Annotated in this window: 22 protein-coding genes; 11 read left to right on the top strand and 11 right to left on the bottom strand. The window is 71.3% G+C overall.

Annotation, left to right across the window (positions count from 1 at the left end; genetic code table 11):
* The first annotated feature begins 183 nt into the window (after positions 1–183).
* Positions 184–1,236 carry a CU044_5270 family protein gene (locus tag AAFN69_RS20005; RefSeq protein WP_347729960.1) on the top strand — a complete coding sequence of 351 codons (1,053 nt, stop codon included), beginning with the start codon at positions 184–186 and terminating at the stop codon, positions 1,234–1,236.
* Positions 1,237–1,282: 46 nt separating this feature from the next.
* Here the strand turns inward: AAFN69_RS20005 and AAFN69_RS20000 are convergent, their stop codons facing one another.
* Entirely contained in the window at positions 1,283–1,603 is a 321-nt protein-coding gene (locus tag AAFN69_RS20000) for a hypothetical protein (RefSeq protein ID WP_347729959.1), read from the bottom strand.
* On the opposite strand from AAFN69_RS20000, the gene AAFN69_RS19995 reads away from it, so the two are divergent.
* Positions 1,593–2,102: a peptidase inhibitor family I36 protein gene (locus AAFN69_RS19995; protein ID WP_347729958.1), complete on the top strand. Its 510-nt coding sequence runs from the start codon at positions 1,593–1,595 to the stop codon at positions 2,100–2,102. The genes AAFN69_RS20000 and AAFN69_RS19995 overlap by 11 nt on opposite strands.
* Positions 2,103–2,252: 150 nt before the next feature.
* Here AAFN69_RS19995 and AAFN69_RS19990 read toward each other — a convergent pair whose 3' ends face one another.
* On the bottom strand, positions 2,253–4,835 hold the full coding sequence (locus tag AAFN69_RS19990; protein ID WP_347729957.1) for a bifunctional FO biosynthesis protein CofGH: 2,583 nt from the start codon (positions 4,833–4,835) through the stop codon (positions 2,253–2,255).
* A gap of 258 nt (positions 4,836–5,093) precedes the next feature.
* Positions 5,094–5,516 carry a DUF6086 family protein gene (locus AAFN69_RS19985; RefSeq protein WP_347729955.1) on the bottom strand — a complete coding sequence of 141 codons (423 nt, stop codon included), beginning with the start codon at positions 5,514–5,516 and terminating at the stop codon, positions 5,094–5,096.
* A gap of 261 nt (positions 5,517–5,777) precedes the next feature.
* On the opposite strand from AAFN69_RS19985, the gene AAFN69_RS19980 reads away from it, so the two are divergent.
* Positions 5,778–6,047, top strand: a complete 270-nt coding sequence (locus AAFN69_RS19980) for a hypothetical protein (RefSeq protein WP_347729954.1) — start codon at positions 5,778–5,780, stop codon at positions 6,045–6,047.
* A gap of 127 nt (positions 6,048–6,174) precedes the next feature.
* A complete protein-coding gene (locus tag AAFN69_RS19975; RefSeq protein WP_347729953.1) occupies positions 6,175–7,116 on the top strand; it encodes an ALF repeat-containing protein in 942 nt (313 codons plus the stop codon).
* Between the two features lie 107 nt (positions 7,117–7,223).
* Here the strand turns inward: AAFN69_RS19975 and AAFN69_RS19970 are convergent, their stop codons facing one another.
* Positions 7,224–7,562, bottom strand: coding sequence for an ATP-binding protein (locus tag AAFN69_RS19970; protein ID WP_347729952.1), 339 nt, complete (start codon positions 7,560–7,562; stop codon positions 7,224–7,226).
* Positions 7,563–7,795: 233 nt separating this feature from the next.
* Here AAFN69_RS19970 and AAFN69_RS19965 point away from each other — a divergent pair, with 233 nt between their 5' ends.
* Both AAFN69_RS19965 and AAFN69_RS19960 read left to right on the top strand, forming a co-directional pair.
* Positions 7,796–8,035, top strand: a complete 240-nt coding sequence (locus tag AAFN69_RS19965; protein WP_347729951.1) for a DUF397 domain-containing protein — start codon at positions 7,796–7,798, stop codon at positions 8,033–8,035.
* 129 nt (positions 8,036–8,164) lie between these two features.
* A complete protein-coding gene (locus AAFN69_RS19960) occupies positions 8,165–8,515 on the top strand; it encodes a hypothetical protein (RefSeq protein WP_347729950.1) in 351 nt (116 codons plus the stop codon).
* A 385-nt stretch (positions 8,516–8,900) separates the two neighbouring features.
* On the opposite strand, the gene AAFN69_RS19955 is transcribed toward AAFN69_RS19960, so the two are convergent.
* The 6 genes from AAFN69_RS19955 to AAFN69_RS19930 all read right to left on the bottom strand — a co-directional run bounded on the left by AAFN69_RS19955 (position 8,901) and on the right by AAFN69_RS19930 (position 14,052).
* A complete protein-coding gene (locus tag AAFN69_RS19955; protein WP_347729949.1) occupies positions 8,901–9,365 on the bottom strand; it encodes a prevent-host-death family protein in 465 nt (154 codons plus the stop codon).
* A 39-nt stretch (positions 9,366–9,404) separates the two neighbouring features.
* Entirely contained in the window at positions 9,405–10,232 is an 828-nt protein-coding gene (locus AAFN69_RS19950; RefSeq protein WP_347729948.1) for an LLM class F420-dependent oxidoreductase, read from the bottom strand.
* Positions 10,233–10,409: 177 nt separating this feature from the next.
* The gene (locus AAFN69_RS19945; protein ID WP_347729947.1) at positions 10,410–11,969 is read right to left on the bottom strand and encodes an APC family permease; all 1,560 of its coding nucleotides are present in this window, start codon (positions 11,967–11,969) and stop codon (positions 10,410–10,412) included.
* A 395-nt stretch (positions 11,970–12,364) separates the two neighbouring features.
* Entirely contained in the window at positions 12,365–12,997 is a 633-nt protein-coding gene (locus AAFN69_RS19940) for a GNAT family N-acetyltransferase (RefSeq protein WP_347729946.1), read from the bottom strand.
* Between the two features lie 75 nt (positions 12,998–13,072).
* Positions 13,073–13,357 carry an antibiotic biosynthesis monooxygenase gene (locus AAFN69_RS19935; protein ID WP_347729945.1) on the bottom strand — a complete coding sequence of 95 codons (285 nt, stop codon included), beginning with the start codon at positions 13,355–13,357 and terminating at the stop codon, positions 13,073–13,075.
* A 53-nt stretch (positions 13,358–13,410) separates the two neighbouring features.
* Positions 13,411–14,052: a pentapeptide repeat-containing protein gene (locus AAFN69_RS19930; protein WP_347729944.1), complete on the bottom strand. Its 642-nt coding sequence runs from the start codon at positions 14,050–14,052 to the stop codon at positions 13,411–13,413.
* Positions 14,053–14,518: 466 nt separating this feature from the next.
* On the opposite strand from AAFN69_RS19930, the gene AAFN69_RS19925 reads away from it, so the two are divergent.
* Positions 14,519–15,394 carry a glycosyltransferase gene (locus tag AAFN69_RS19925; RefSeq protein ID WP_347729943.1) on the top strand — a complete coding sequence of 292 codons (876 nt, stop codon included), beginning with the start codon at positions 14,519–14,521 and terminating at the stop codon, positions 15,392–15,394.
* A 9-nt stretch (positions 15,395–15,403) separates the two neighbouring features.
* Here the strand turns inward: AAFN69_RS19925 and AAFN69_RS19920 are convergent, their stop codons facing one another.
* Positions 15,404–16,438 (bottom strand): hypothetical protein, encoded by a 1,035-nt coding sequence (locus AAFN69_RS19920; RefSeq protein ID WP_347729942.1) that lies wholly within the window; start codon positions 16,436–16,438, stop codon positions 15,404–15,406.
* A 674-nt stretch (positions 16,439–17,112) separates the two neighbouring features.
* Between AAFN69_RS19920 and AAFN69_RS19915 the strand changes: the two genes are divergently transcribed.
* From AAFN69_RS19915 to AAFN69_RS19900, 4 genes are all read left to right on the top strand, one after another.
* On the top strand, positions 17,113–17,931 hold the full coding sequence (locus AAFN69_RS19915; protein WP_347729941.1) for a polysaccharide deacetylase family protein: 819 nt from the start codon (positions 17,113–17,115) through the stop codon (positions 17,929–17,931).
* Between the two features lie 344 nt (positions 17,932–18,275).
* On the top strand, positions 18,276–21,218 hold the full coding sequence (locus AAFN69_RS19910; RefSeq protein ID WP_347729940.1) for a BTAD domain-containing putative transcriptional regulator: 2,943 nt from the start codon (positions 18,276–18,278) through the stop codon (positions 21,216–21,218).
* A gap of 982 nt (positions 21,219–22,200) precedes the next feature.
* Positions 22,201–22,572 carry a hypothetical protein gene (locus tag AAFN69_RS19905; protein WP_347729939.1) on the top strand — a complete coding sequence of 124 codons (372 nt, stop codon included), beginning with the start codon at positions 22,201–22,203 and terminating at the stop codon, positions 22,570–22,572.
* 436 nt (positions 22,573–23,008) lie between these two features.
* The coding region (locus AAFN69_RS19900) for an ATP-binding protein (protein ID WP_347729938.1) at positions 23,009–24,599 on the top strand (1,591 nt) is incomplete at its 3' end.

Genomic DNA, 24,599 nt, shown 5'->3' with positions numbered 1-24,599 from the left:
ACAGAGCGATGGAGAAGGCGCCCGGGACCGGCGAGGCAACCGCCCCGCCGCGACGGCAGCGCCCGCGCGCCGCACACCCGCACCCGCACCCGCACCCGAGACACCGGGCGGCCCAACACCCGCACGCCAACTGCCGGCCCGCCAACTGTCCGTACGCGGGTCCAGCGAGAGGAAGCCACAGTCATGAGCTCCGCATTCCGAGAGCAGCCCGGCCGCCGGAACACCACCAGCAGCAGTGCGAGCGGCACCGAGGCCGAGGAACGGGCCGCCCTCTCGGCCGAGTTCGCGCCTCCCCCGTACCCCGAGCCCGAGCCCCTCCGCACCCGCCGGCGCAAGGAGCACCTGCTCCGGGAGATCGACCGCGCCGCAGCCGCGGGAGAGCGCCGCCCGGCCCGGCGCAGCCGCTTCGCCATGGTCTTGGTCGCCGCCGTGGCCGCGGGCTCCGTGGGTGTCGGGGCGAACGTCCTGCTGGAGTCGGAGCCCGGCGGACAAGCCCCGGCGGCGGCGACGCGGGAGTCGGTGGATCTGCTGGAACGAGCCGCGCTGGCCGCCTATGAACGGCCCCGCACGGAGGTGCTGGACAGGCAGTACGCGTATGTGAAGACGGTGGGCCGCAGCGCCACGCTCACCGAGAAGCCCGACGGCGGGATGCGTCTCGGCAGTCAGGACGAGTCCATGGAGCAGTGGACGGCCGTGGACGGCTCCGGGCAGACGCTGCGGCGCCGGGACGGCGCCCCGGACGAGCTGATCGGCGCGCCGGGGGCCAAGGCGTCACTGAACTCCCCGACCTACAACCTGCTGGCGGAGCTGCCGACGGATCCGGACGCGCTGCTGAAGCGGATCCAGGCGGACGCCGAGTTGAACCACGGCGCGGGTTCGGACTCCACCACCGGGCCCGACCAGCAGGCTTTCGTGGCCATCGGCGATCTGCTGCGGCACTCCGTCGCACCGCCCGAGGTGAGCGCCGCCCTCCACCGGGCCGCCGCGCGCATCCCCGGGGTGACGCTGGTCCCGGACGCGGTGGACGCGGTGGGCCGCAAGGGAGTCGCCGTGGCACGGGTCCACCACAACGAGCGTTACGAGTGGATCTTCGACCGGAGCAGTCTGCGGCTGCTCGGCGAGCGGACCGTGGCCCTGAAGGACAGCGCCTGGGGCAAGGCGGGAGCCACCGTCAGCACGATCGCCCTCATCGACAGCGGAATCGTGGCGAAGCGCGGCGAACTCCCGAAGCGGTAGCAAAGCCACAGGAAAGCCGTGATAGTCGCAGCAGCCCCAGAGGTAGTCAGTAGTCACAGCGACCACAGGACCTGTCATGGGCATTATCACGACACGATTGGCCGAAACCCGCCTGCCATGCGCACGACGACCACTGTTTGATCAACTTCGGCGCAAAACCGCCGTAGTCACAAACAGGAGGAAACATGCGAATCGCACGCACCGCTGTGGTGTTCGCCTCGATCGTCGGCGCATTTCTGATGACCTCGACACCGGCGAGCGCGGCCACCGCGTCCACCGTGCCCGCCCCCAGGTCCGGATACGCCAGCACTGTTGATGAAACCCGCCTTGAGCAGGCACGAAAGAGCTCCAGACCGGTGATCGCCATATACAAGGGCAAGAAGATCAACCTTGCTCGCGGCTGGGCCGGCGCGCAGGTCTGCACCGAGACGAACAGCGGAGCCGTCCACTGCTTCGACTCCGCCGCGCAGGCCGACCGGGCACTCGCCACGATCGACCCGGCCGCAGCGGCACTGGCCAAAAAGCACAAGGCGAACCTGCGCCCCGAGGTCCGGAACAGCCGCGCGGCGGCTGCGGCCAGCTGTGCGTACGGCTGGGTCTGCCTCTACGAGCACTCCAACTACACCGGCCGGAAGCTTCAGTGGAGCCAGAGCGGCACCAAGAACCTCAGTGACTGGAACTTCCGCGACCAGGCCAGCGCCGGCTGCGTGAACAAGCAGATCGGCGGCGCGCTGGTGTACGACGCCCGCACGGGCCTGCCGGACCCGCTGATGGCCCTCGGCAACGGCTACTGCTACAACTTCGTCACCGCGAGCTACCCGACCGGCGGAAACTGGAACGACAAGGCCGACTACATGGAGATGTAGCCGCCGGCTCCCGCACGGCACACCACCGCCGCCCGGCCCCGGATCGCATCCGGAGCCGGGCGGCGGCGGTCTTCCCCGGCGGCCCGGGTCCGTACGAAAGCCCGGTCCGTACGAGAGCCCCGCACCGCACAAGAGCCCGCCCCCGCCCTCCTACTCGCTCACCAGCGGCAGCAGCTCCGGCAACTGCCCGTCCGACTCCCGCGCCGTGCGCTGCCGCTCCTCCGGAACCTCCCCGTAGAGCGTGGTCCGCGCCCGCGCCGGACGGCCCGCCAGCTCGGCGATGTCGATCAGCTCCTTGATCGAGCGGTACGAGCCGTACCGCGACCCCGCCATCCGGGAGATGGTCTCCTCCATCAGGGTGCCGCCCAGGTCATTCGCGCCGGACCGCAGCATCTCCGCCGCGCCCTCCGCCCCCAGCTTCACCCAACTGGTCTGAATGTTGGTGATGTGCGGATGCAGCAGCAGCCGGGCCATCGCCGTGACCGCGCGATTGTCCCGGACGGTGGGCCCGGGACGGGCGATCCCCGCGAGATACACGGGGGCGTTGGTGTGAATGAAGGGCAGCGTGACGAATTCGGTGAAGCCGCCCGTCTCCTGCTGGATGCGCGCCAGCGTACGGAAGTGGCCCAGCCAGTGACGGGGCTGGTCAACATGCCCGTACATCATCGTCGACGACGAGCGCAGGCCGAGCTGGTGCGCGGTGCTGATGACCTCGATCCAGGTCGCGGCCGGCAGCTTGCCCTTGGTGAGGATCCAGCGGACCTCGTCGTCCAGGATCTCGGCGGCGGTGCCGGGGATCGAGTCGAGCCCCGCCGCCCTGGCCTCCGTCAGCCACTCCCGGATGGACATGCCCGTGCGCGAGGCGCCGTTGACCACCTCCATCGGGGAGAAGGCGTGCACATGCATCCCCGGCACCCGCTTCTTCACGGCGCGCGCGATGTCGAAATACGCCGTGCCGGGCAGGTCGGGGTGGATACCGCCCTGCATACAGACCTCCACCGCGCCCACGTCCCACGCCTGCGCGGCCCGGTCGGCGACCTGGTCCAGGGAGAGGGTGTAGGCGTCGGCGTCGGTACGGCGCTGGGCGAAGGCGCAGAAGCGGCAGCCGGTGTAACAGACATTGGTGAAGTTGATGTTCCGTGTGACGACATAGGTGACCTCGTCGCCGACGACATCGCGCCGCAGCTCGTCCGCGATCCGGGTCAGCGCGTCGAGCGCGGGCCCGTCCGCGTGGAGCAGGGCGAGGGCCTCGTCGTCGGTGAGCCGGGTCGGGTCGTCGGCGGCCTGCTTCAGCGCCTGCCGTACGTCGGTGTCAATCCGCTGCGGCACCATCCCGGGCGCGGCGGCCTCCCGGAGCTCCTCCCAGTCCCCGTACACCGCGTCGAAGTCGTCGCGCCGGTCGCCGGTGCGCCCCTCGGTGTCGATGGTGTGGTGCAGATCGGTCCGCCCGGAGGCGGTGAAAGCCTCGTCCGGCTCCTGCCAGGGCAGCCCGACCACGATGGCGTCCGGCCGGGCCAGCCCGGTCGCCGGATCGGCGAGCGCCCGGACATGGGGCAGCACCCGGGGGTCCAGCCAGGGTTCGCCGCGCTCCACGAATTCGGGGTAGACGCAGAGCCGCTCCGCCAGCTCGAATCCGGCGGCGGCGGAGTGCTCCGCCAGTTCGTCGATCTGCGGCCAGGGGCGCTCGGGGTTCACATGGTCGGGGGTGAGCGGGGAGACGCCGCCCCAGTCGTCGATGCCGGCCCCGATGAGCCGCGCGTACTCCCGGTCCACCAGATTCGGCGGCGCCTGGAGGCAGGCGGACGGTCCCATGATGTGCCGGGCCACGGCGACGGTCGCGACGAGTTCGTCCAGCTCCGCGTCGGGCATTCCGCGCATCGCGGTGTCCGGCTTGGCACGGAAGTTCTGGAGGATCAGCTCCTGGACGCCGTGGTACGCCCGGGAGATCTTCCGCAGCGCGAAGAGCGATTCGGCGCGCTCCTCATGGGTCTCCCCGATGCCGATCAGCAGACCGCTGGTGAAGGGCACGGAGCTGCGCCCCGCGTCCTCCAGCACCCGCAGCCGTACGGCCGGCTCCTTGTCGGGCGATCCGTGGTGCGGCCCGCCGGGCTCGCTCCACAGCCGGGTGGCGGTGGTCTCCAGCATCATCCCCATCGACGGCGCGACGGGCTTGAGACGCTGGAAGTCGGTCCAGCTCATCACTCCGGGATTGAGGTGCGGCAGCAGCCCGGTCTCCTCCAGGATCCGGATCGACATGGCGCGCACATACGCGATCGTGTCGTCGTACCCCTCCGCCTCCAGCCACTCCCGCGCCTCGGGCCAGCGGTCCTCCGGCTTGTCCCCCAGCGTGATGAGCGCTTCCTTGCACCCCATCGCCGCCCCGCGCCGGGCGATGTCGAGAACCTCGTCGGGGGACATGAACATCCCGTGCCCCGCGCGGCGGAGCTTCCCGGGCACGGTGGCGAAGGTGCAATAGTGGCATTTGTCCCGGCACAGCCGGGTGAGCGGAATGAAGACGCTCTTCGAGTACGTGATGATCCCGGCCCGCCCCGCGGCCTCCAGCCCGGCGTCCCGGACGCGCGCGGCCGACGTGCACAGGTCGTCCAGATCACTGCCGCGCGCCCGGAGCAGGACTGCGGCCTCGGTGACGTCGAGGGCAACCCCGTCCCTGGCTCGTTTGAGGGCGCGGCGCATGGCGTTCGCGGTGGGGCGGGCGGGCTCGTGATCCGTCATGAAAACGAGCATACGAGCGCGGGACCTGCGGCGCGGGGCCGGGGACGAGCGCTCGGGCGGTTGGCCACGCGGCCTTAACGAACGGGAGTGCTCGCGGGTGCGGGTGGGGCTGCCCGGTTCACGACAGACCCGTGCGAACAGGCCATTCTCACGCGCACGAAGCCCGCACGAAGCCCGCACGCCGGGGGCGCCCGAGGGCGTACGGGGACGGGTGTCCGGGACGGTGCACGAGTACGGGGCGGGGTCGCACCGCCCGGGTCAGGCCCCCATCGCGCGGTCCAGCTCCGCCGCCCGCGCGCGGATGCCGTGCGCCCACGCGTCGTTCTCGGCTGCGGCCCGGGTGTACGGGTCCGGTGAGTCATGGGGTACGCCGCAGGGGTCCTGCGCCCAGCGCACCTCCACGCCCGCGCGGCGGGCGAGCGCCACCAGAGTCGCGACGAAACCCTCCGTGTGGGCACGGATGATCGTGTGGTGACGCCTCCAGTGCCAGGAGACGACCTCGTCGGCGAAGACGGCGAACACGTCCGGGTCGACGCGGCACTCATCGGCCACCATCGGGCCGAATCCGGAGGGCAGGCCGAGCTCCTCCTCGAAGTACGCCAGCTGATGCAGGAAGACACGGGCCGCTCCGTTGGACGGGTCCCACAGCGTCTCGTCACCGAGGATGAACTCCTGGCCCATGCACGCTCCCTCTGATGACCGTGGCGCCCGTGCGCCCGACCGCGTCCGCCCCCGTTCAGCCGTGCCCGATCAGGTCCGGCCGTGCCCGATCGGGTCCGGCGCTGCGGGGCCGCAGGGAAGGGAGGGTAGCCCGCCCGGACCACCCGGCGGTACGGGCCTTTCCCCGCGCGCCGTCTGCCCGTGAGCCGTGTCGGGTACAGCTACTCCTGGAGGCCGGAAGGATTTCCGGCAGGGCAGCGCATGGACTGCGGGAGCGGGCACATGACCGAACCAATTCAGCTGAGCATCATCTCCATTGAGGATGTTTCCCCTTGGACCGCCCTTTGTGTGGTCCGATGCTTGGCGGGACCCGTTTACACGGGAATGACTCTCCGGGTGACATCCCTGCCGGAGGATATGGACTTCGAGGTGGTCGAGATCGAGTGGTACGGGCGGAAAATTGACACCCTCGACGCGATACACTCGGCGAAAGTGCTGCTCAGCGGCTCGGGTACCAGGCTTCTCCAGTCAGGTGACTCGCTGGCCGGATGAGGCTCGGACAGCTGTGGAGAAGCTTCCCCCCAGGCTCTTTCCGGTCACCGGAATACTCGGACGACTGGCCATCTGTGTACCAGTAGAGTTCGGTTCGATAATTCTCTTGCACACAGGTGGCTTCACAGTGAAATTTCTCCGCCTTTCGGCAGTCGTCGCGACCACGGTCATCGCACCGGCGGCTCTTCTCTCCCCCTTCGCCACGACGGCGACCGGGGCCGAGAGCTCACGGCCGGCCGCCGTGTCCGCTCCCGACGTCTCCATCCCCCTGTCCGAGGAGGCGGACCGGATCACTATCCTCCGGATCCTGGAGTACCCGAACAACGGCCGGGGCGTGCGTGACGCGGCCCAGCGGGCGCTCGACGGCACCGCGCAGGACATGCGGCACTTCCTGGAGGTGGAGCAGCACAGGGTGCGGCTCGACGACTACCGCGTCGAGGCGTCCCGGCTCACCGAATCCGGCGGACCTGATGTGAGGGAAGCCGCCCTGGCAGCGCTCAAGGCGAACAGCGCTGAGGCCGTGCGCCAGTTCATCGAGGTCGGCCAGTACAGGGCCCGGCACAGCGACTACGCCGTCGCCGTGTCCCAGGCCATCAGCATCGGCGGCCCGGCGGTGCGGGAGGCCGGGAAGGCCGCGCTCCGGAAGGACACCCTCCAGGCCCTCCGCGAGTTCATGGACAACGGTCAGCACGCGGCCCGCTACCAGGACGACCGTGTCCGGGTCACCCAGATCGTCAGCGTCGGCGGACCGAAGGTCGTGGCCGACGGACGAGCCGCGCTCAGGACACAGGACGCATACGAGGTGCGCCGGTTCATCGAGGTCGGCCAGTACAAGTCCCGGTTCCTGGACGACCGCGCCCGCGTCGTCCAGATCAGCGCCAAGGGCGGCCCGGCCGTCAGGGCGGCGGCGAAGACCGCGCTGAAGACCAACACGGTGAAGTCGGTCCAGCACTTCCTGGACGTGGCCCAGCACGACGCCCGCGCCAAGGACAAGGCGAAGGAAAAGGCCAAGCCGAAGCCGAAGACCAAGCCTTCCAAGACCAAGGCGAAGGCGGCCAAGAAGGCGTAACCGCGTGTGAGCCACGGCCGGAGGGGCCCGGAACGCCGATCACCCGATCGCGCGGACCGGGCCCCTCCGCCACGCACCGGCGCGGGCCCCACCCGGAACGCGGGAGGCTAGGACGTCAGCGACACGTCGGCCCAGACCGTCTTGCCGATGGCGTGGTGCTCGATGCCCCAGGCGGCGGCGAGCGCCTCGATCAGGAGCAGCCCACGGCCGGACTCGTCCTCGCCCGACGAGCGGCGGCGGCGGGGCGCACTCCCGGTCCGGGCATCCGAGACCTCGATCCGGAGGATGTTCGCGGACGCCGCCAGAATCAGCCGGAGTTCGAATCCCCAGCCCGGAACCCGGGCATGGGTAACCGCGTTCGCGGCGAGTTCGGCGACGATGTGGGCCACCGCGTCGTACACCTCGCCGCCGCTCGGGACGGCGGGCCAGCCGGCGAGTGCGCGCAATGCCAACTTCCGCGCCAGTTGGGCGCACTCCTCTGTCGCCCTGAAGTGATGGGTGAATTCAACCGTGGGGGTGGGGGTTTGGGTTTTCACATCATCGAAACTCAGGGCTACCCGAAATTGATCACCGAGCATGACGAAGTCCGCATCTTCACCGAGCGCTATGGGATTATGCGATCGCGGGCCCTTCGGTCCGACCAATCCCTTTCGCTGATCAAGAAGTTGCTGGGAGAGCTATGAGCGGCCTTCACTGGTTCAAAAGCAGTTACAGCGGCGGGTCGGGCGGCAACTGCATCGAAGTCGCCCTCTCCTGGCGCAAGTCCAGCCACAGCGGTGGCTCCGGCGGCGCCTGCGTCGAGGTCGCCACCTGCCCCCACACCGTTCACATCCGCGACTCCAAGAACCCCACCGGCCCTCAGCTCGCCCTCACCTCCCCCGCCTGGGGCGCCTTCGTCGCCCACGCCCGTACCCAGTGACCCACTGACCCGCCGGCTCCCCGCTCAAGGGTCCCGCGCCGACGCCTCTCCACCAGGCGTCGGCGCAGAAGTGCACGCCTTCACGATGAGTACGCGTACGGGTGTCACCCGCCCGCCAACCGTGGCGCAATGGGTGTCATGCACCCCACCGCGCCCCCGCGCCGTACACCCGATCAGCGCTGGCGGCTCATCGCGCGCATCGTCACCTGGTCACTGTTTCCGGTTCAGCTGCTCTTTCTGCCGCTCTTCGTGAACTGCCTCTTCAACGCGGATCCCTGCACGGCTCGGGATCTCGAACTGACCGACCGGGTCTGGATCTTCTCCGGCATCGAGCTGCTGCTCGGTCTCATCGCGTCCCACGCGCCCCTGCGATTCGAGCTGAGCCGGCGCCTCCGGCCTCCGCTGGTCCTCGCGCAGCTCGGTGCCGCGATCGTCTCCGTCTGGGCGTTCATCGACCTCGGGACCCAGCCGATCCACTGACTCCGGCGCCGGGCGCCCGGCTGCCGGGCAGCTCCACCTATTCGGTGTCCTTGGGATGCCGGGTGGAGGCGTGCACCAGATGGACGGTACGGCGGGCCTCATCCACCAAATAGCGGACCCGGCCGCCCGCTGTCACCTCGTACTCCCACTGGGGATACGGCCGACCGCCCAGGTGCCCGGTCGACAGACGCCCGCGCAGTCTGTGCTGCCGGTCCGGGTCGGCATGGAAAGGGGGTCCCGGCGCAGCGCCTCGAAGCAGCGCCGGGTGTTGCCGGGGGCTCCGCACCCAGCTCACCCCATTCTTTGGCCGCTTCATTCGTGGCAAACCGTAAGCGCCACTCCTCCGCCACCGGAGGCGGTGCGACGTCGTCTCCGCGCTTGGGGCTCACGGGGCCGTCACCTCGCCATGATCCTCGTCCGGGAGCGCGCGGGTCAGGCGGGCGGTCAGTTCGGTGTCGGCGAGGATCCTCGCCGTCGCCCGCCATTCGGCGATCACCCGGTGAAGCCCTGCGTGAATGTCGAGATGGACAGCGTCGTGCGTGGCGTCGACCAGTTCTCCGACGAACTCACTCGTCTCGTCGGCCGACAGATGACGTACCCAGGGGAAGACCAGCGAAAGTGCGGGTCTTATGGCCCGCGCTCCCGCCTCGGACCCGATCAGCGCGGCGAAGAGCCTGGCGGTGATGTCGGCGGTTTCCTCCCGGTCCCGGTCGTGCCGGGCCGTCGTGAGGTACATGTCCTCACCGTCCCGCCGGGTGATGTGCAGACGGTGGGCTCGATCCAGTCTCTCGGCGACGCTCTTCGAGTTCTTGGACAGCTCGGAGAACGTGACCGTGGGCACCGTAGTCATAACGTCACCGTACTTCGGAATACATTCCGAAGTCAAAGCTCACACATACCGCGCGTACTCGTCCAGCACCCGCAGCACCTCCCCCTCCTCCCCCGACGGAAGCGCCACCACCAGCTCCTCGATGCCCAGTTCGGCGTAGTGGGCCAGCTTCTCGGCGGTCGGCTCGACGGCGAAGGGGACGATCCGGGGGCCGGGGGAGGCGTCCCGGCCGGCCTCCGCCCAGGCGGCGCGGAGGACCGGGAGGGTTTCGGTCAGGCCCTGGCCGCCGATGGGGAGCCAGCCGTCCGCGTACTCGGCGATATGGGCGAAGAGCTTGGGTCCCGCCGAGCCGCCGACCAGGATCCGGGGGCCGCTCAGCGGCTTGGGGTGGGCGTGGGAGGCGCTGACGGAGGCGTACTCGCCCTCGTACGCGGTCGGCTCCGGCGACCAGAGCGCGCGCATCACGGCCACGCGGTCCCGGACCAAGTCCCGGCGGGTGGTCCATTCGACGCCGTGGTCGGCGGCCTCCTCCTTGTTCCAGCCGTAGCCGACGCCGAGGGTGAACCGGCCGCCGGAGAGGTGGTCCAGGGTGGCGACCTGCTTGGCGAGGACGATCGGGTCGTGCTGCGCGACCAGGGTGATTCCGGTGCCGAGGGCGAGGGTGGTGGTGACGGCCGCCGCCTGGGCGAGGGCGACGAAGGGGTCCAGGGTGCGGCCGTACTCGGGCGGCAGCGGGCCGCCCAGCGGGAACGGGGAGGTGCGCGACACCGGTATATGGGTGTGCTCGGGGATCCAGAGGCCGGCGAATCCGCGTTCCTCCAGCTCACGCGCGAGCCGTAAGGGGGTGATCGTCCGGTCGGTGAGGAAGATGACGGCCGCTGTGCGCATCGGGGGCCCTTCGCCGTGGTCGGTGACGGTCTCCCTCTCGCCATACCCACCCGGCGCGGGCGGACTCCATCACCGGCGCACGGTCCAGCGGGACGACACCGGGAATCCCGTACGGAGCGTCCGCGTACGGGTGGAGGCGCGGCGTCCGCCGGGCGCGTCGGGGGCTTCCCGGGCGGTCTACTCCGGGATGACCAGCGACGGGGTCTCGCGCGTCAGTACCTCGCCCCGGAAGAAGGCCGGGCTGCGGCGCTGCATCACCAGCATGATGACCACGCCCACGAGCAGCAGGCCCACCCCGATCACGAAGACGGAGCCGACGCCGAAGACCTCGGAGCCGCTGCCGTACGCCGGGTCCCACATGTCGTAGAGGGTCTTGGCGAAGACGGCCGCCAGCAGCAGGCCGCCGAGGACCGGGAAGACGCCCTTGAAGACGAGGTCGCGGCCGGAGCGCAGCAGGTCGCGGCGGAACCACCAGGCGCAGGCGAAGGCGGTCAGGGAGTAGTAGAAGCAGATCATCAGACCGAGCGCGTAGATCGTGTCGATCAGGACGTTCTCGCTGACCAGGGTCATCACGGTGTAGAAGGCGCCGGTGGCGATGCCGGCGACGACGGTGGCGCGGCCGGGGGTCTTGAAGCGCTCATTGACGCGGGCGTACGACGGCGGCAGGGCCTCATAGGAGGACATGGCCAGCACGGTGCGGGCGACCGGGATGAAGGTCGTCTGGAGGCTGGCGGCGGCCGAGGCGAGGACCGCGACGAAGAGAAGAATGCCGAGGCCGGGCCCCATGATCGGGCCCGCGAGGGCGGCGAAGACATTGCCGGAGGTCTCGGGGTTGGCGAGGCCGAGGCCCTTGTCGCCGGAGCCGACGGCCATCTGCGCGGCGACGCCGGTGGCGAGGTAGGAGCCGACCAGGACGACCATCGCGATGAGGGCGGCGCGGCCGGGGGTGCGGTCGCCGCCGGTGGTCTCCTCATTGGCGGCGAGGCTGGCGTCCCAGCCCCAGTACATGAAGATCGAGAGGGAGAGTCCGGCGGTGAAGGCGGCGAAGGACTGGACGGCGAAGGGGTTCAGCCACTCGGCGGAGAAGGAGAGGGAGGTGGAGAAGTCGCCGGCCTTGGCGAACGCCATGACGACGAAGACGCCGAGGACGAGCAGCTGGAGCCCGACGAGGGCGTACTGGACACTCTTGGTCGCCGTCATGCCCCGATAGCTGATGGCGGTGGCGATGGCGACCAGGACGAGCACGGTGAGGATGTGGACGGCCTTGTTGCCGTCCAGGGCCGCGATGGAGTCGCTGCCGGTGATCTCCCCGGCGAGCAGCCAGAAGAAGGAGGTCGCCACGCCCGCGAGGTTGGAGAGCACGATGATGGTGGCGATCACCAGGCCCCAGCCGCACATCCAGCCCACGCGCGGGCCGAACGCCTTCACCGTCCAGGTGAAGGAGGTGCCGCAGTCGGGCATGGTCCGGTTCAGCTCGCGGTAGGCGAAGGCCACCAGCAGCATCGGCAGGAAGCCGGCGAGGAAGACGGCCGGCATCTGGAGGCCGACCTCGCCCGCGGTGGAGCCGAGGGTGGAGGTGAGGCAGTAGACCGGGGCGACGGTGGATATGCCGATGACCGAGCTGCCCAGCAGACCGACGGAGTTTCCGCCGAGTCCCTTGCCGCGTACGCCCCCGGTCCCGCCGGGGACGCCCCCCGTCGTGTCTCCGGCCAGGGGCCGCGCATCCACCTGAGTCATGAAGAGGACGGTAATTGCTGCGGTTTCCACATCTGGAGGAATTCACTCCGGATGGCGAACCTTGGATTTCATGACAATGAACCCATTGGGGCCTACCGATGAAAGACAGACACCGGACACCCTCGGGAATCGGAAGGGAAATCGGCAGTACCGGCGGGTACGATAATCGCAGCACTGTCCGTTTTATGGCTTTTGAAATTTTCCGGCGCGGGCCGGGCGGCCACACCTTCCGGACGCGGGGCGGCGCCCGGCGCGGCCGGACCGTGTTCGGCGGCGGTGTCCCGCGCCGCCCGTCCGGCCGGGCCACCGCACTCCGGGGCGCGCCTGACGACACACCACCGGGCAGGGGCGCGGGCGGCCCTGGCGGCCGGGCACGGCGACCGTGCGGCCGGGGTTCAGGGCGTGACGGGCCCGTACACGAAGCCGGTCAGCGGTGCGAGGACCTTCCAGCCGAGCGTTTCGTAGAGCGCCCGGCCCTGGAGGGTCGCGCCCAGGACACCGGTGGACGCGCCGTGCTCGATGGCCGCGTTGGTGAGTGCGCCCACCACGGCCGTACCGAGACCGAGCCGCTGGTGCGCCGCCTCGGTGACGATCTGATCGAAGACACAGCCGCCATCCGTCATACCGATCCGGCCGCCGGCGGCGAGCTCACCGACCGCCGTCCGCACGCGCACACCGATGACACCGCCGGCGGACTCGGCGGTGGCCGTGTAGCCCTCGGGCGGGCGCACGGCGGACGGGCGCAGGTCGACGGCCATCAGAAAGCCGGGATCGACCGGCTCCCACCCGGGCGGGAACCACGGCTCCATGACATCAGGCGCAAGGAAGCCCTTGATGCAGGTGGCCGGTTCGGTGACCGTGCCGACGAGCTCACGGGCGGTGCCGGCATCGGCGCCGAGCAGCACATGCCGGACCGGCTGAGCCGGCAGCCCGACCCGGACGGTCAGCCCCCACGGCATCTCCACCGGCTTCGGCACCCGCCGCGAGACGGCCCATCCGTCGACCCATGAGCGCGCGAGCTCCAGCATCCGGACACCCCTCCGAGTAATGACCTCGATCCGCCTCCGGATATTACAAGGGCGGGGTGACGGCCCTGGGCTCGGTCAGGGGGCCTCGACGGCGGAGATCCGGTACTTGCTCACCTCCGCTTCGAGGATCCGGGCCGCCGGGCCGGGCTCGGGGCCGGCGCCGCGGAAGCGTTCGAGATCCTCGTCGGATTCCCAGCGCTCGTACACATTGATCCGGTCCGGCCGGACCGGATCGGCCGACAGCGCGAAATCGAGACAGCCGGGGGCCGCCCGGGCCGCCTCGACGACCTGCTCGCATCCGGCCAGATAGGCGCCGCGGTCGGCGGCCTCCACACAGAGCTTCCCGGCAATGATGATCACAGCACTCCTCACACATCCTCTGTCCCGCGGAAAACGGAAACGGGCGCGAGCCCTCAGCACACATCCAGCCCCAGCGCCGTAGCGATCACCGCCGCCTGCTCCGGATCGATCTTCGCCCCGCCGAGCCGCACGGTCAGCGGATCGAGCGACGACAGATCACTGCCCCGCAGATCCGCCCCGGTCAGCGTGGTGCTGTGCAGCATCGCCCCGGACAGATCCACCCCCCGCACCACCGCCCCCTCCAGCCGGGCCGCCGTGAGATCGGCCTCCCGCATCCGCACCCCGTCGAGGACCGCCCCCCGCAGATCGGCCCCCGGCAGCCCGGCGAACGACCAGTCCCCTCCGGTGACCTGAATCAGGCTGAACTCGCACTGCTGGAAGAGACTCCCGACCACCTTGCACTGCTCGAACCGCGCGTCGAAGAACCCGCACCGCCTGAACGTGCAGTTGGTGAACGCGGCACCGGTGTGCCGCGAGGCATTGAACCGCACCCCGGAGAAGGTGCACTCGTCGAAGACGGCGCCGTCATTCACCGCCTCCGTCCAGTCCATGTCATAGAAGGTGTACCGCTCGAACCGCTCCCCCGCGAACTCCCGCCCGTACCAGTCCTCCCCCCGGACCACCCGCGCCTCGTCGGGCACCGGCGGCTCGGGGGAGACGGGATCGACATGCGCGCGCTCGCGCCTGATGGCCATGGATCCGATTGAACACCGGGGCACTGACAATGCCCTTCGCGACTCGGTTCGGTACGCGCGGGGAGAGCCTCCCGGGCACTCTCCGGACCAGGGCGTTCACCCTCAAGGCGGCCGAGAGGAAGGGCTCCTGGCGGACCGAGTGGCCGGTGACCATCCCAACCGGCGAGGAGGGACGGGAGATCGACCCGCCGCGGATCCGCGGCCGGCCAAGGCCGTGAACGGCCGGGTGCACAGCGGCGCGGACGTGCCGGTGAGCGCCGGCCGACCCCCGGCGCCCCGGGGCCGATCCCGCCGGAGTGGGCGGGCGGGCCCCGGCCGTATCGTGGTCATCGCGCGTGCGGGGTGGTCCCGTCCGGGCCCGGCGGTGCGGCGACCACCGTCCACTGGGCGAATCCGGGGGCCCCGCGGGCGCGGATGCATTCGAGAAACCCGGGCTGACCGGCGAACGGTGGAGTGGAGTCGAGCAGTGACGCGACCTCGTGTGGGTGTGGCCGTACTGACCATGGGCAACCGGCCCGAGGAGCTGCGGGCGCTGCTCGACTCCGTGGCCCGGCAGGACGAGCCGGCCGCGCGCATCGTCGTCGTCGGGAACGGGGCGCCGCTGCCGGAGCTGCCCGACGGGGTGACCGGGGTGGAGGTGCCCGAGAATCTGGGGGTCTCCGGGGGGCGGAATGTCGCCATGGAGAAGCTGCGGGAGTTCGGGGACGTCGACATCCTCCTCGACCTGGACGACGACGGGCTGCTGATCGACTCCGATGTCATCCGGCGGGTCGCCGATCTCCACCAGGCCGATCCGAAGCTCGGGATCGTCTCCTTCCGGATCGCCGACGAGAACGGCGAGACGGCCCGGCGGCACGTACCCCGGCTGCGGGCGTCGGACCCGATGCGGCGGGGGCTGGTGACGACCTTCCTCGGGGGGGCGCACTCGCTGTCGATGCCGATGCTGGAGCGGACGGGCGGCTGGCCGGACGAGTTCTTCTTCACCCATGAGGAGACGGACCTGGCCTGGCGGGCCCTCGACGCGGGCTGGGACGTGCTCTACGAGCCGAAGCTGCTGCTCCAGCACCCCAAGACCAGCCCGGCCCGGCATGCCGTCTACTACCGGATGACCGCCCGCAACCGCGTCTGGCTCGCCAAGCGGCACCTTCCCGCACCGCTGGTGCCCCTCTATCTGGCGAGCTGGACGGGGATGACGCTGCTGCGCACCCGGTCCGCCATGGGGCTCAGGGCATGGGCCGGCGGGTTCGCCGAGGGGGTGCGGCGGCCGTGCGGTGAGCGGCGGCCGATGAAGTGGTCGACCGTGTGGCGGATGACCAGGCTGGGACGCCCGCCGGTCATCTGACCGGGGGCCTCAGGCGTCGCTGCCCCGGATCGGGTGCTTGTTCTTGTCGGAGGCGTTCACCTTGCCGTGGGTGGCGCACCGGGTGTCGGTGCTGCCGGGGGCGCAGTTGCTGCCCGGGGTCTCGGAGACCACCCGGCCCAGGAGTTCCAGGTCTCCGGACGGGCGGGCGTGGGTGGTGACGGAGTAGGCGACGGTCACCGACTCGCCGGGCGCCAGCGCGCCGGACCAGCTCAGGACCGGGCGGGCCCAGGTGGCCTCGCCGCTGGTGGCGGTGGGGACGGCGGTCAGGCCGGCGTCGTCCAGGATGCCGGTCAGATCATCCGTGAAGGACGCCGGGTCGGCCTCGGTGAAGGCGGTGGAGCCGGTGTTCTCGGCGGTGACGGTGTACTCGACGGTGGTTCCGGCGTCCACCGCGGGCAGGCCCCGCTGGGTCCGGGTGAGGGTCAGGCCCGGCTGATCGCCGGTGACCCGCGCGGTGTTGTTCCCGGGCTCCGGGTCGCGCTCCCGGCCGATGACGGTCACCTCGTGGGCGGCGCTCTCCGGCAGTGCCGCCGCCGTGCCGATGACATGGACGGTGTGGCTGTCACCCGCGGCGAGCGGGCCGCCGCCGCAGGTGAACGAGGTCTCCGAGAGGGAGCACTCGGCGGTGTGCGACACCACCTGGCCGAGACCGCCCGCCGGTGCGGGACCGCTGAGCGTCCAGCCGGATGAGCGGCCGGGGCCGTGGTTGGTCACGACGAGGGAGTACGCGACCGTCCCGTCCGGATTCGCCGCCGCCGGGCCGCCGGTGGTCACCGCCAAGTCGGCCCCGCCCTCATGGCCGGACGGACCGGCGGGGCAGGGTCTGGCGGTACGGATCCGGCTGTCCGCGCCGGCCGGGAAGCGGATGGAGTCGGCCTCGCAGCCGGGCGGCGCCGGGGCGGTGCGCCCGCCGGGTTCCGGGAGCGGACCCGAGGGGGCCGCGCGGCCCGCCCCCGCCAGCGGGGCCAGGGCCAGGGCGGTCAGGACCGTCACCGTGCCCGTGCGCGCCAGAAAACGTCTCACGTGCTTCTCCGCCTCTCGTGCCGGGGCACGCGGCGGCCCCCGGCCCGCCGGGGCGCGTCACAGGGATCCGGCACATACCCAGATGTGCCGCCGGGACCGGTGCGCCCGCGCCGGACCGCGCAGGGGCCGCGCGAGGCGTCCGTCACACGGCGACTCGTATGACGGCAGCGGAACACAGCGCCGACCCGGGCGCCACGGGAAACGTCATATTTCACCGGCAAATGCACCCGTATGGGCAGGGAGATGTGAACCGGGCGCCTCTCCCGCCACTCGTTCGGGGCAGCCGGGGAGGGACGGTCGGGGAGGGCGCCGGGCCGCACCCCGGAGGGGGATCAGGGTGAGCCCCGCCCCGGGCCGCCGCAGTGCCGACCCGACAGCCCGGCCAGCCCGACAGTCCGGCCAGCCCGGCAGTCCGGCAGTCCGGCAGCCCGTCATGCCGTCATGCCGTCATGCCGTCATGCCGTCAGCCATGCGGACGGCATCCACCCGCGCACACCAGGTGAAACAAAAGCCGCAGAAGCAACCTCTCCCCCTCCCGTCACGTCTAGCCGGTCAGCTATGCAGGGTGCGTATACATCGCATGTATACACCGCATGTATAGTTGCCCGGGCGTTCCCGATCAGGACGCCGCCCGTCTTCCATGTATCAACCACCCATCCAGGGGGAGCTTCGGCATGCCCGAAATCAGGAGAAAAACCCGGCTCGGCGCCGCTGTGGCGGGGGCCTCCGCGCTGACGCTCACCCTCGGCGCCTGCACCCTGGAGACCACCGCGCCGGCCGATGCCCGGTCCGACGCCCGGGAGAACGGCAAGTCGCTCGCGGCCGACCAGAACCCCCGGCGGACCACCGGCGCGCAGTCCGCCGTCGTCGGCACCGAGCCGGTCGACTGCGAGAAGGCCAAGTGCATAGCCATGACCTTCGACGGCGGCCCCGGCAAGGACACCCCGAAGCTGCTGGACACCCTGAAGAAGGAGAAGGTGCCGGTCACCTTCTTCCTGCTGGGGAAGAAGCACATCGTGAAGTACCCCCAGGTGGTGAAACGTCTCTCCGACGAGGGGCACGAGGTCGCCAACCACACCTGGACCCACAAGCGGCTCGACACCCTCACCCGGGACGAGATACGCCGCGAACTGCTCCTCACCCAGAACGCCCTGGAGAAGCTCACCGGGAAGAAGCCCGGCCTGATGCGCCCGCCGCAGGGGCGGATCAATGACGATGTCACCGCGGTCAGCAAGGAGCTCGGGCTCGCCCAGATCCTGTGGAGCGCCACCGCCAAGGACTTCTCCACCAATGACTCGGCCCTGATCCGGAAGCGGATCCTGAAGCAGTCCTCGCGGGACGGCATCATCCTGCTCCACGACATCTACGACGGCACCGTGCCCGCCGTGCCCGGGATCATCACCGAGCTGAAGAAGCGCGGCTACACCTTCGTCACCGTCTCCCAGCTCCTCGCACCCGCGAAGGCCAACCCCGGGGAGATCTACCGCCCGTGACCGCGGTGGCGAGGGGCCCGGGGGCGCGAGAACGCGTACCCGCCCCGTACGCCCCGTGCGCCGCGCGCGCCCCGTACGCCTCCGATCCCCCGAATGACACGGACGCCTGAATGCCCCGACTCCGCGAGATTGCCGGGAAACCGCCCTCGGCCACCCCCCGCGGAGAGACGAATGCCCTGGTCGGCCCCGTACCACCGGGGAGGGGGCAAAGCACCCGAACCGCGGCCGGCGGCTCAACCTCCGCGTAACAAGAGGGTGATGCGGAGCGCCCCGTTGCTGACGCGGCCACCATGCACAGGGCAGACTGGCGGGTGCGAATCGGCAGTTCGGGGCAGGGGGCAGCAATGGGCCGTGACAACGGGCCGCGCGTACCGGAGCAGCGCAGTCCGGTGCCCAGTGATGTTGTTGACGTACGTTTCAGTGTGCTCGGTCCGGTACGGGCCTGGCGCGGTGGGGAGGCCCTGTCCTCCGGGTCCCCGCAACAGCGCGCCCTGCTCGCCGCGCTGCTGCTGCGCGAGGGCCGCACCGCGACCGCGGCCGAGCTCATCGACGCCATCTGGGGCGATGAACCGCCCTCCCAGGCACTGGCCGCCATCCGCACCTATGCCTCCAGACTGCGCAAGGTCCTCTCCTCCCAGGCACTCGTCAGCGAGTCCGGCGGATATGCCATACGCATACGGCGGGAGTGCGTCGACCTCTTCGTCGCCCAGGAGCTCGCCGGCCGGGCCGAGAAGATCCGGGCCGCCGGCGACCGCCACCAGGCCCGCGCCCTCATCAGCAAATCCCTCGGGCTCTGGGACGGCGAGGCGCTCGCCAATGTCCCCGGCCCGTACGCCGAGAACCAGCGCGCCCGGCTCGACGAATGGCGGCTCCAGCTCCTGGAGAACCGGCTCGATCTCGATCTGGAGGTCGGCGCCCACGCCGAGGCCGTCTCCGAGCTCACCGCTCTCACCGCCGCCCACCCGCTGCGCGAGCGCTTCCGCGAGCTGCTGATGCTCGCCCTCTACCGCAGCGGACGGCAGGCCGAGGCGCTCGCCGTCTACGCCGACACCCGCCGGCTGCTCGCCGAGGAGCTGGGGGTGGACCCCTGTGTCGAGCTCTCGCAGTTGCAGCAGCGCATCCTGCGCGCCGACGCCGAGCTCGCGCACACCGGCGAGGAGGACGACCGCACACCGCTGATCGCCCAGCCCGCCCAGCTCCCCGCCACCGTGCCCGACTTCACCGGCCGCGCCTCCTTCGTCCGCGAGCTCGGCGGACTGCTCGCCACCGCCGAGGGCTCCGTGATGGCGGTCTCCGCCCTCGCGGGCATCGGCGGCGTCGGCAAGACCACCCTCGCCGTCCATGTCGCCCACGAGGCCCGCCCGCGCTTCCCCGACGGACAGCTCTACATCGACCTCCAGGGCGCCGGGAGCCGGGCCGCCGAACCGGTCGCCGTGCTCGGCGCGTTCCTGCGCGCCCTCGGCACCGCCGACAGCGCGATCCCCGACTCGCTGGACGAGCGCGCCGCGCTCTACCGCTCCATCCTCGCCGGACGGCGGATCCTCGTCCTCCTCGACAACGCCCGTGACGCCGCGCAGATCCGGCCACTGCTGCCCGGTACGGCGGGCTGCGCCGCCCTGGTCACCAGCCGGGTCAGAATGGTCGATCTCGCCGGGGCCCATCTCGTGGACCTCGATGTGATGTCCCCGGACGAGGCACTTCAGCTCTTCACCCGGATCGTCGGCGTCGAACGCGTCACCTCCGAGCGGGAGGCCGCGCTCGATGTCGTCGCCGCCTGCGGCTTTCTGCCGCTCGCCATCCGGATCGCCGCCTCCCGGCTGGCCGCGCGCCGCACCTGGACCGTCTCCGTACTGGCCGCCAAACTCGCCGACGAGCGGCGCCGGCTGGACGAGCTCCAGGCCGGGGATCTGGCCGTCAAGGCCACCTTCGAGCTGGGCTACGGGCAGCTCGAACCCGACCAGGCCCACGCTTTCCGGCTGCTCGGCCTCGCCGACGGTCCGGACGTCTCGCTCACCGCCGCCTCGGCCATGCTCGGCACCGACCCGGACGCCACAGAGGATCTGCTGGAGGCGCTGGTCGACACCTCACTGCTGGAATCAGCCGCTCCGGGGAGGTACCGCTATCACGATCTGGTGCGCCTCTACGCGCGTTCCTGCGCCGAGCGCGACGAGCGGCCCGAGGACAATGAGGCGGCCCTCTCCCGGCTGCTCGACTTCTATCTGGCGACCGTGGTCCGCGTGTACGCACTCGAACGCCCCGGGGACAGCCTTCCGCACCATCTGGAACCCACCGAGCAGCCCGGACTCTCCTTCCCGGACGGCCGGGAGGCGCTCGACTGGCTCTACAACGAGGCCCATTGCGTGCTGGCCTGCGCACAGCAGTCGGCCGCGAGCGGGCGGCTGCGACGCGCGGTGGACCTGCTGTGGGCCGCGAAGGATCTGGCCGAATCCGGTGCCAACTCCAAGCAGTACGAATCGGTCGCGCTCGCCACCCGGGACGCCGCACGGCAGGCGGGCGACGCCCGGGCCCACGCCCGGGCCCATACGACCCTGGCCCTCGTGTTCCTGGTGGCGGGCAGGTACGACGAGGCCGACGAGAACTCCGCCCGGGCCCTCGCCCTGGCCACCGCCGCCGACGACGACGCACCGGTCTTCTGGGCCAACAACCACCGCGGCATCATCGCCCTCAACCAGGGCAGGCATGCCGAGGCCAAAGGCTTCCTGGAGCAGGCGATAGCGGACTCCCGCACGGACCGGAACGAACCCGGCGAGGCGAGCGCGCTCTGCAATCTCTCCCGGCTCTATCTCTTCATGGGCCAGACGGAGCGCTCGATCGAACTGGCCCGGCAGGGGCTGGAGATCCTGGACCGGATCGGGCTGACCCTGCGGCTGGCGAACGCCCGCTACACGCTGGGGGTCGCGCTGACGCAGGCCGGGCGGTACGCCGAGGCGCTGGAGCAACTGCTCGACGCGGTGGACGGTTTCGAGACGAACCGGCAGCGGCTGTGGGAGGGGACGACCCTCTTCCGTATCGCCCAGACACATCTCTCGGCCCGCCGGCCGGCGCGTGCGGCCCAGCATGCCGAACAGGCGCTGGCCATCGGCTGCATCGGGGGCGACCGGACCCGGGCGAATGTCCTCATCACCCTGGGCCGGGCGCTCGCCGCGCTCGGCCAGGCGGACCGGGCACGCGCCTGCTGGAGCGAGGCGCTCACCCTCCACGAGCAGATGGGCTCCGCGGACGCGGAGGAGGCCCGGACCCTCCTCAACCCGCTCAGCGCCGCGTAGCCCTCCGGGCGGGAACGGGGACGGGAACGCGCCCGGGTCGCTCGCACCCCGCCGGGCGGTGTGGGCGGCACCGCCCGGGATGCCGCGAACCGCCCCGGCCCGGACGATCCCGTCCCCGCCCGCACTGCCCCGGCGCCCGTGCGGAAGCCGCCCGGAGGACCGGCGCGCCCGTTGGCCGTACGGGACGATCCCCGCCGCGCCCCGGCCGGCCCCCGCCCGGCACGCGGCACGCGGACAGCCGGCCGCCCTCGGCACCTCTGGCCCGTACGGGAGGATCCCCGCCCCGGCACGCGTCCACCCCCACGCCCGTACGCGCCCGCCCCCGCCCGCCGGGCCCGGGCCTGGACACCGGGCCCGTACGGCACCCGCCCGTGCCGTACGGGAGGATCCCCGCCCCGCCCCGGACCGGAGTGGGCCGACCCCGCACCCGTACCGACCCTGCCCGGTGCGGGCGTTCGGGGTGCCGGGGAGCAATCGGCGTGCGAGCATCGGCGGGTGGTGAACCGCCGGGCGGCGGGGTACGTGTCCCGGGGTGGCGGCAGTCGGGCCACCCGCGGCGCACCCGGGCCGCCCCGGGAAAGCCGCGCGGGACCCGGGTGACGGATGCCACGGCACCCGCCCGGGCGCCCCCGCCGCGTCCTGTGACAGCTTTCTTCCAGGACGTTCATCGAATGTTTATGACGCTACGACATGCTCAGGGCAGTCGATCCGTCGCGTCGGGGGGCAGGCGGATCACTTGGGAATCTCACCCATCCGGGGGGCGGGTGGAGATTCCCCGGCCTTCCGTCCGGCGACCCTCGGGGGAGTCTCCGGGCGGAAGGCCGCTTCCGGTTCACCCGCCGCCGACACGGCGCGCGAACCGGTACGGCCGGTGCCCGCCGGAACGGCACGAGGAGAACGGCAAGGAGAACAGCGCCACCGGAGAACCCGGCACGAAAGAACACCGAAACACAGCAAAGCCAGCACACACATGGGGGACACCATGAGCAGCACCGAGAACACAACAGCCGGTCTGCCCGGCGACATCATCACCAAGGACACCTACTCCCCGGCGGCGCCCGTCATCCTGCGGGACGGCGTGCCCGCGAAGCCGCAGCAGCCGGTCGGCGGAGCCGGGACACCGGAGGGGAACGGCGGCTCGGGGGCACCCGTCGTCCGGGACTCCGGATCCGGGGATCCCGCGGCCGAGAAGGCCAGGAAAGCGGACACGGCCGGCACCGACGGGGCGACCGGCACCGCGAACGGTGAGTCACCCGTCGTCACGACCGACACCTACTCGCCCGCACCGCCGATCCTGGGAGACCCTCCCACGGCCTTCGGGGACGACTACTCCCCGGCGCCGCCGAAGCCCTGACCGCGGGGAGGGGAACACCTTGCCGGAGGGCCGTGCCGCACAGAGACCTGTGCGGCACGGCCCTCCGGCACTTTCGCGCCCGCCCGGAATCCGGGCGGCGCGCCGGAGCGAAGACCCGATCAACACAGCGGGAGAGCGGGGCCGAAGACCTGAGCGGGTCTTCACTCGATGGTGTACGGCCGCGAGGGCGCGAAGAGGGTCCGCCGCGGCCGCCGTATGCCCGGGGCAAAAACCAGCGACAGCTCTCCCACCATGGATGCTCTGCCGTGATTGCCTTCTGATGAACACTCAGATATCTCGAATGGCGGTAAACCTCTCGGATCCCAACGCCGCAATCACTTGAATCAAAACGCCCCGCGATCATTCGATGACGGTGTGTACTTGGCCAGTCGTTACACCTCAACGGCCCTGACCACCGCCCTCCCCGAGGTATTCGATGATCGAAATACCGGATCTGGCCGTCGTAGCCGCCGGGACCGTGTCGGCGTTCTACGCGGGGAACGCGCTGCTGCGCGCTCGCCGGCAGGAGAAGCGCCGCCGTGCGGAGATCGCCTCTCTGCACGCACGGCTCGACAGTGCCCGGCTGGAGGCCGACCGCACGGCACAGGCGTACGCCGCCGAGGTCGCGCATCTGGCCCGGGAGCGCGTGCCGGCCGCCGCCATCCGGGCCGCGCACCCCCATGTCCAAGTACCGGGACCGCTCGACCCCGTCCTCGCGGGCGGAGCCTTCGGCGCGGGCCTGGACCAAGCGCTCCACGGTGTCGCCACCGCGATGTTCCAGGAGCGGAAACGTGTCGACGCCGCGGCCCGGGCCGGGATGCGCGGGGCGACCCGGGAGATCCAGGCCGGGCTCTACCGCCTCCAGGACGTGCTGCGCGGTCTCCAGCTGCGCTATGACGACCCGGAGTTGTCCCAGACCCTCTACTCACTGGACCACGAGAACGAGCAGTCGCTGCGGCGTGCCCAGGTGACGGCCGTGGTGTGCGGGGCCTGGGTGGGCCTCGCCCGCGAGGAGTCGCATCTCGCGGACGCGGTGACCGGCGGGCTCTCACGGCTCATCGGCTATCAGCGGGTCCGCATCAGCAACCATCTGGAGCCCGGCACCGCGCTGGTCTCCCATGCCGTCGAGCCGGTCGCGATCATCGTCGCCGAGCTGCTCGACAACGCGCTGCGGCACTCCTCACCGGATACGCCCGTCACGGTGAATCTGGTCCGCGTCCACCACGGCGTCACCGTAACGGTGGATGACGCCGGGGTGGGAATGGCCGAGGATGAACGCGACTACGCCCATCGCATGGTGGCGGGACGCGAACCGATCCTGCTGTCCGAGCTGGGCGACCCGCCCCGGATGGGGCTCGCCGCGATCGGACAGCTGACCAGGCAGTTCGATCTCGGGGTCGACCTGTCGTCGCCCTCCCCCTACGGGGGCGTGCGAGCGGTGCTGCTGGTCGAGAACCACCTGCTGAGCCATATCGACCCCGCCCGGCGCCCCCAGGCGCCGAGCGCGCCGCACTCCACCCGGGGGGCGGCCGTCGCCGCCCCCTTCACACCCGGCGGGCCGGTCCGGGCACCGTCCGGGACCGCCGGGCCGCCCTCCGGTCCGGACTCCGGCTTCCGGCCCGAACCGTCCCCCGGAGTCCCTGCGCGGCCCGTCGTCCCGGGAGCCCGTCCCCCGCAGCCGCCCCCCGCGCCCCCCGCACCGCGGCGCGAGGAGACCGGACCGTACGAACCGCACGGCACCGAGCCGTACGGGCAGGACCCGCCGTACGACCTGTACGGGCCGGGCGCGCCCGAGGTGTTCGCTCCCCCCGCCCCCCAACTCGACCCCCCGCTCCCGCCGCACTTCCTCCTCCCCGGCTACCGGCTCCCCGCCCGTCCGCCCGCTTCCGCTCCCCCGGCCCCGCAGCACGGCACAGCCGGCCGTACGAGTCCCGCGGCCTCCTCCCCCGCCCGTACCGAATCCGACCCCATCACCCACGACCCGGCCCCCTCCCCCGACGACGAGGTGCTGCCCCGGCGGCGCCGCC

This window comes from Streptomyces sp. CAU 1734 (genome assembly GCF_039888735.1).
GTDB lineage: Bacteria > Actinomycetota > Actinomycetes > Streptomycetales > Streptomycetaceae > Streptomyces.
The sequence above is the reverse complement of the archived record's forward strand: the minus strand, read 5'-3'. Positions and strand labels throughout refer to the sequence as shown.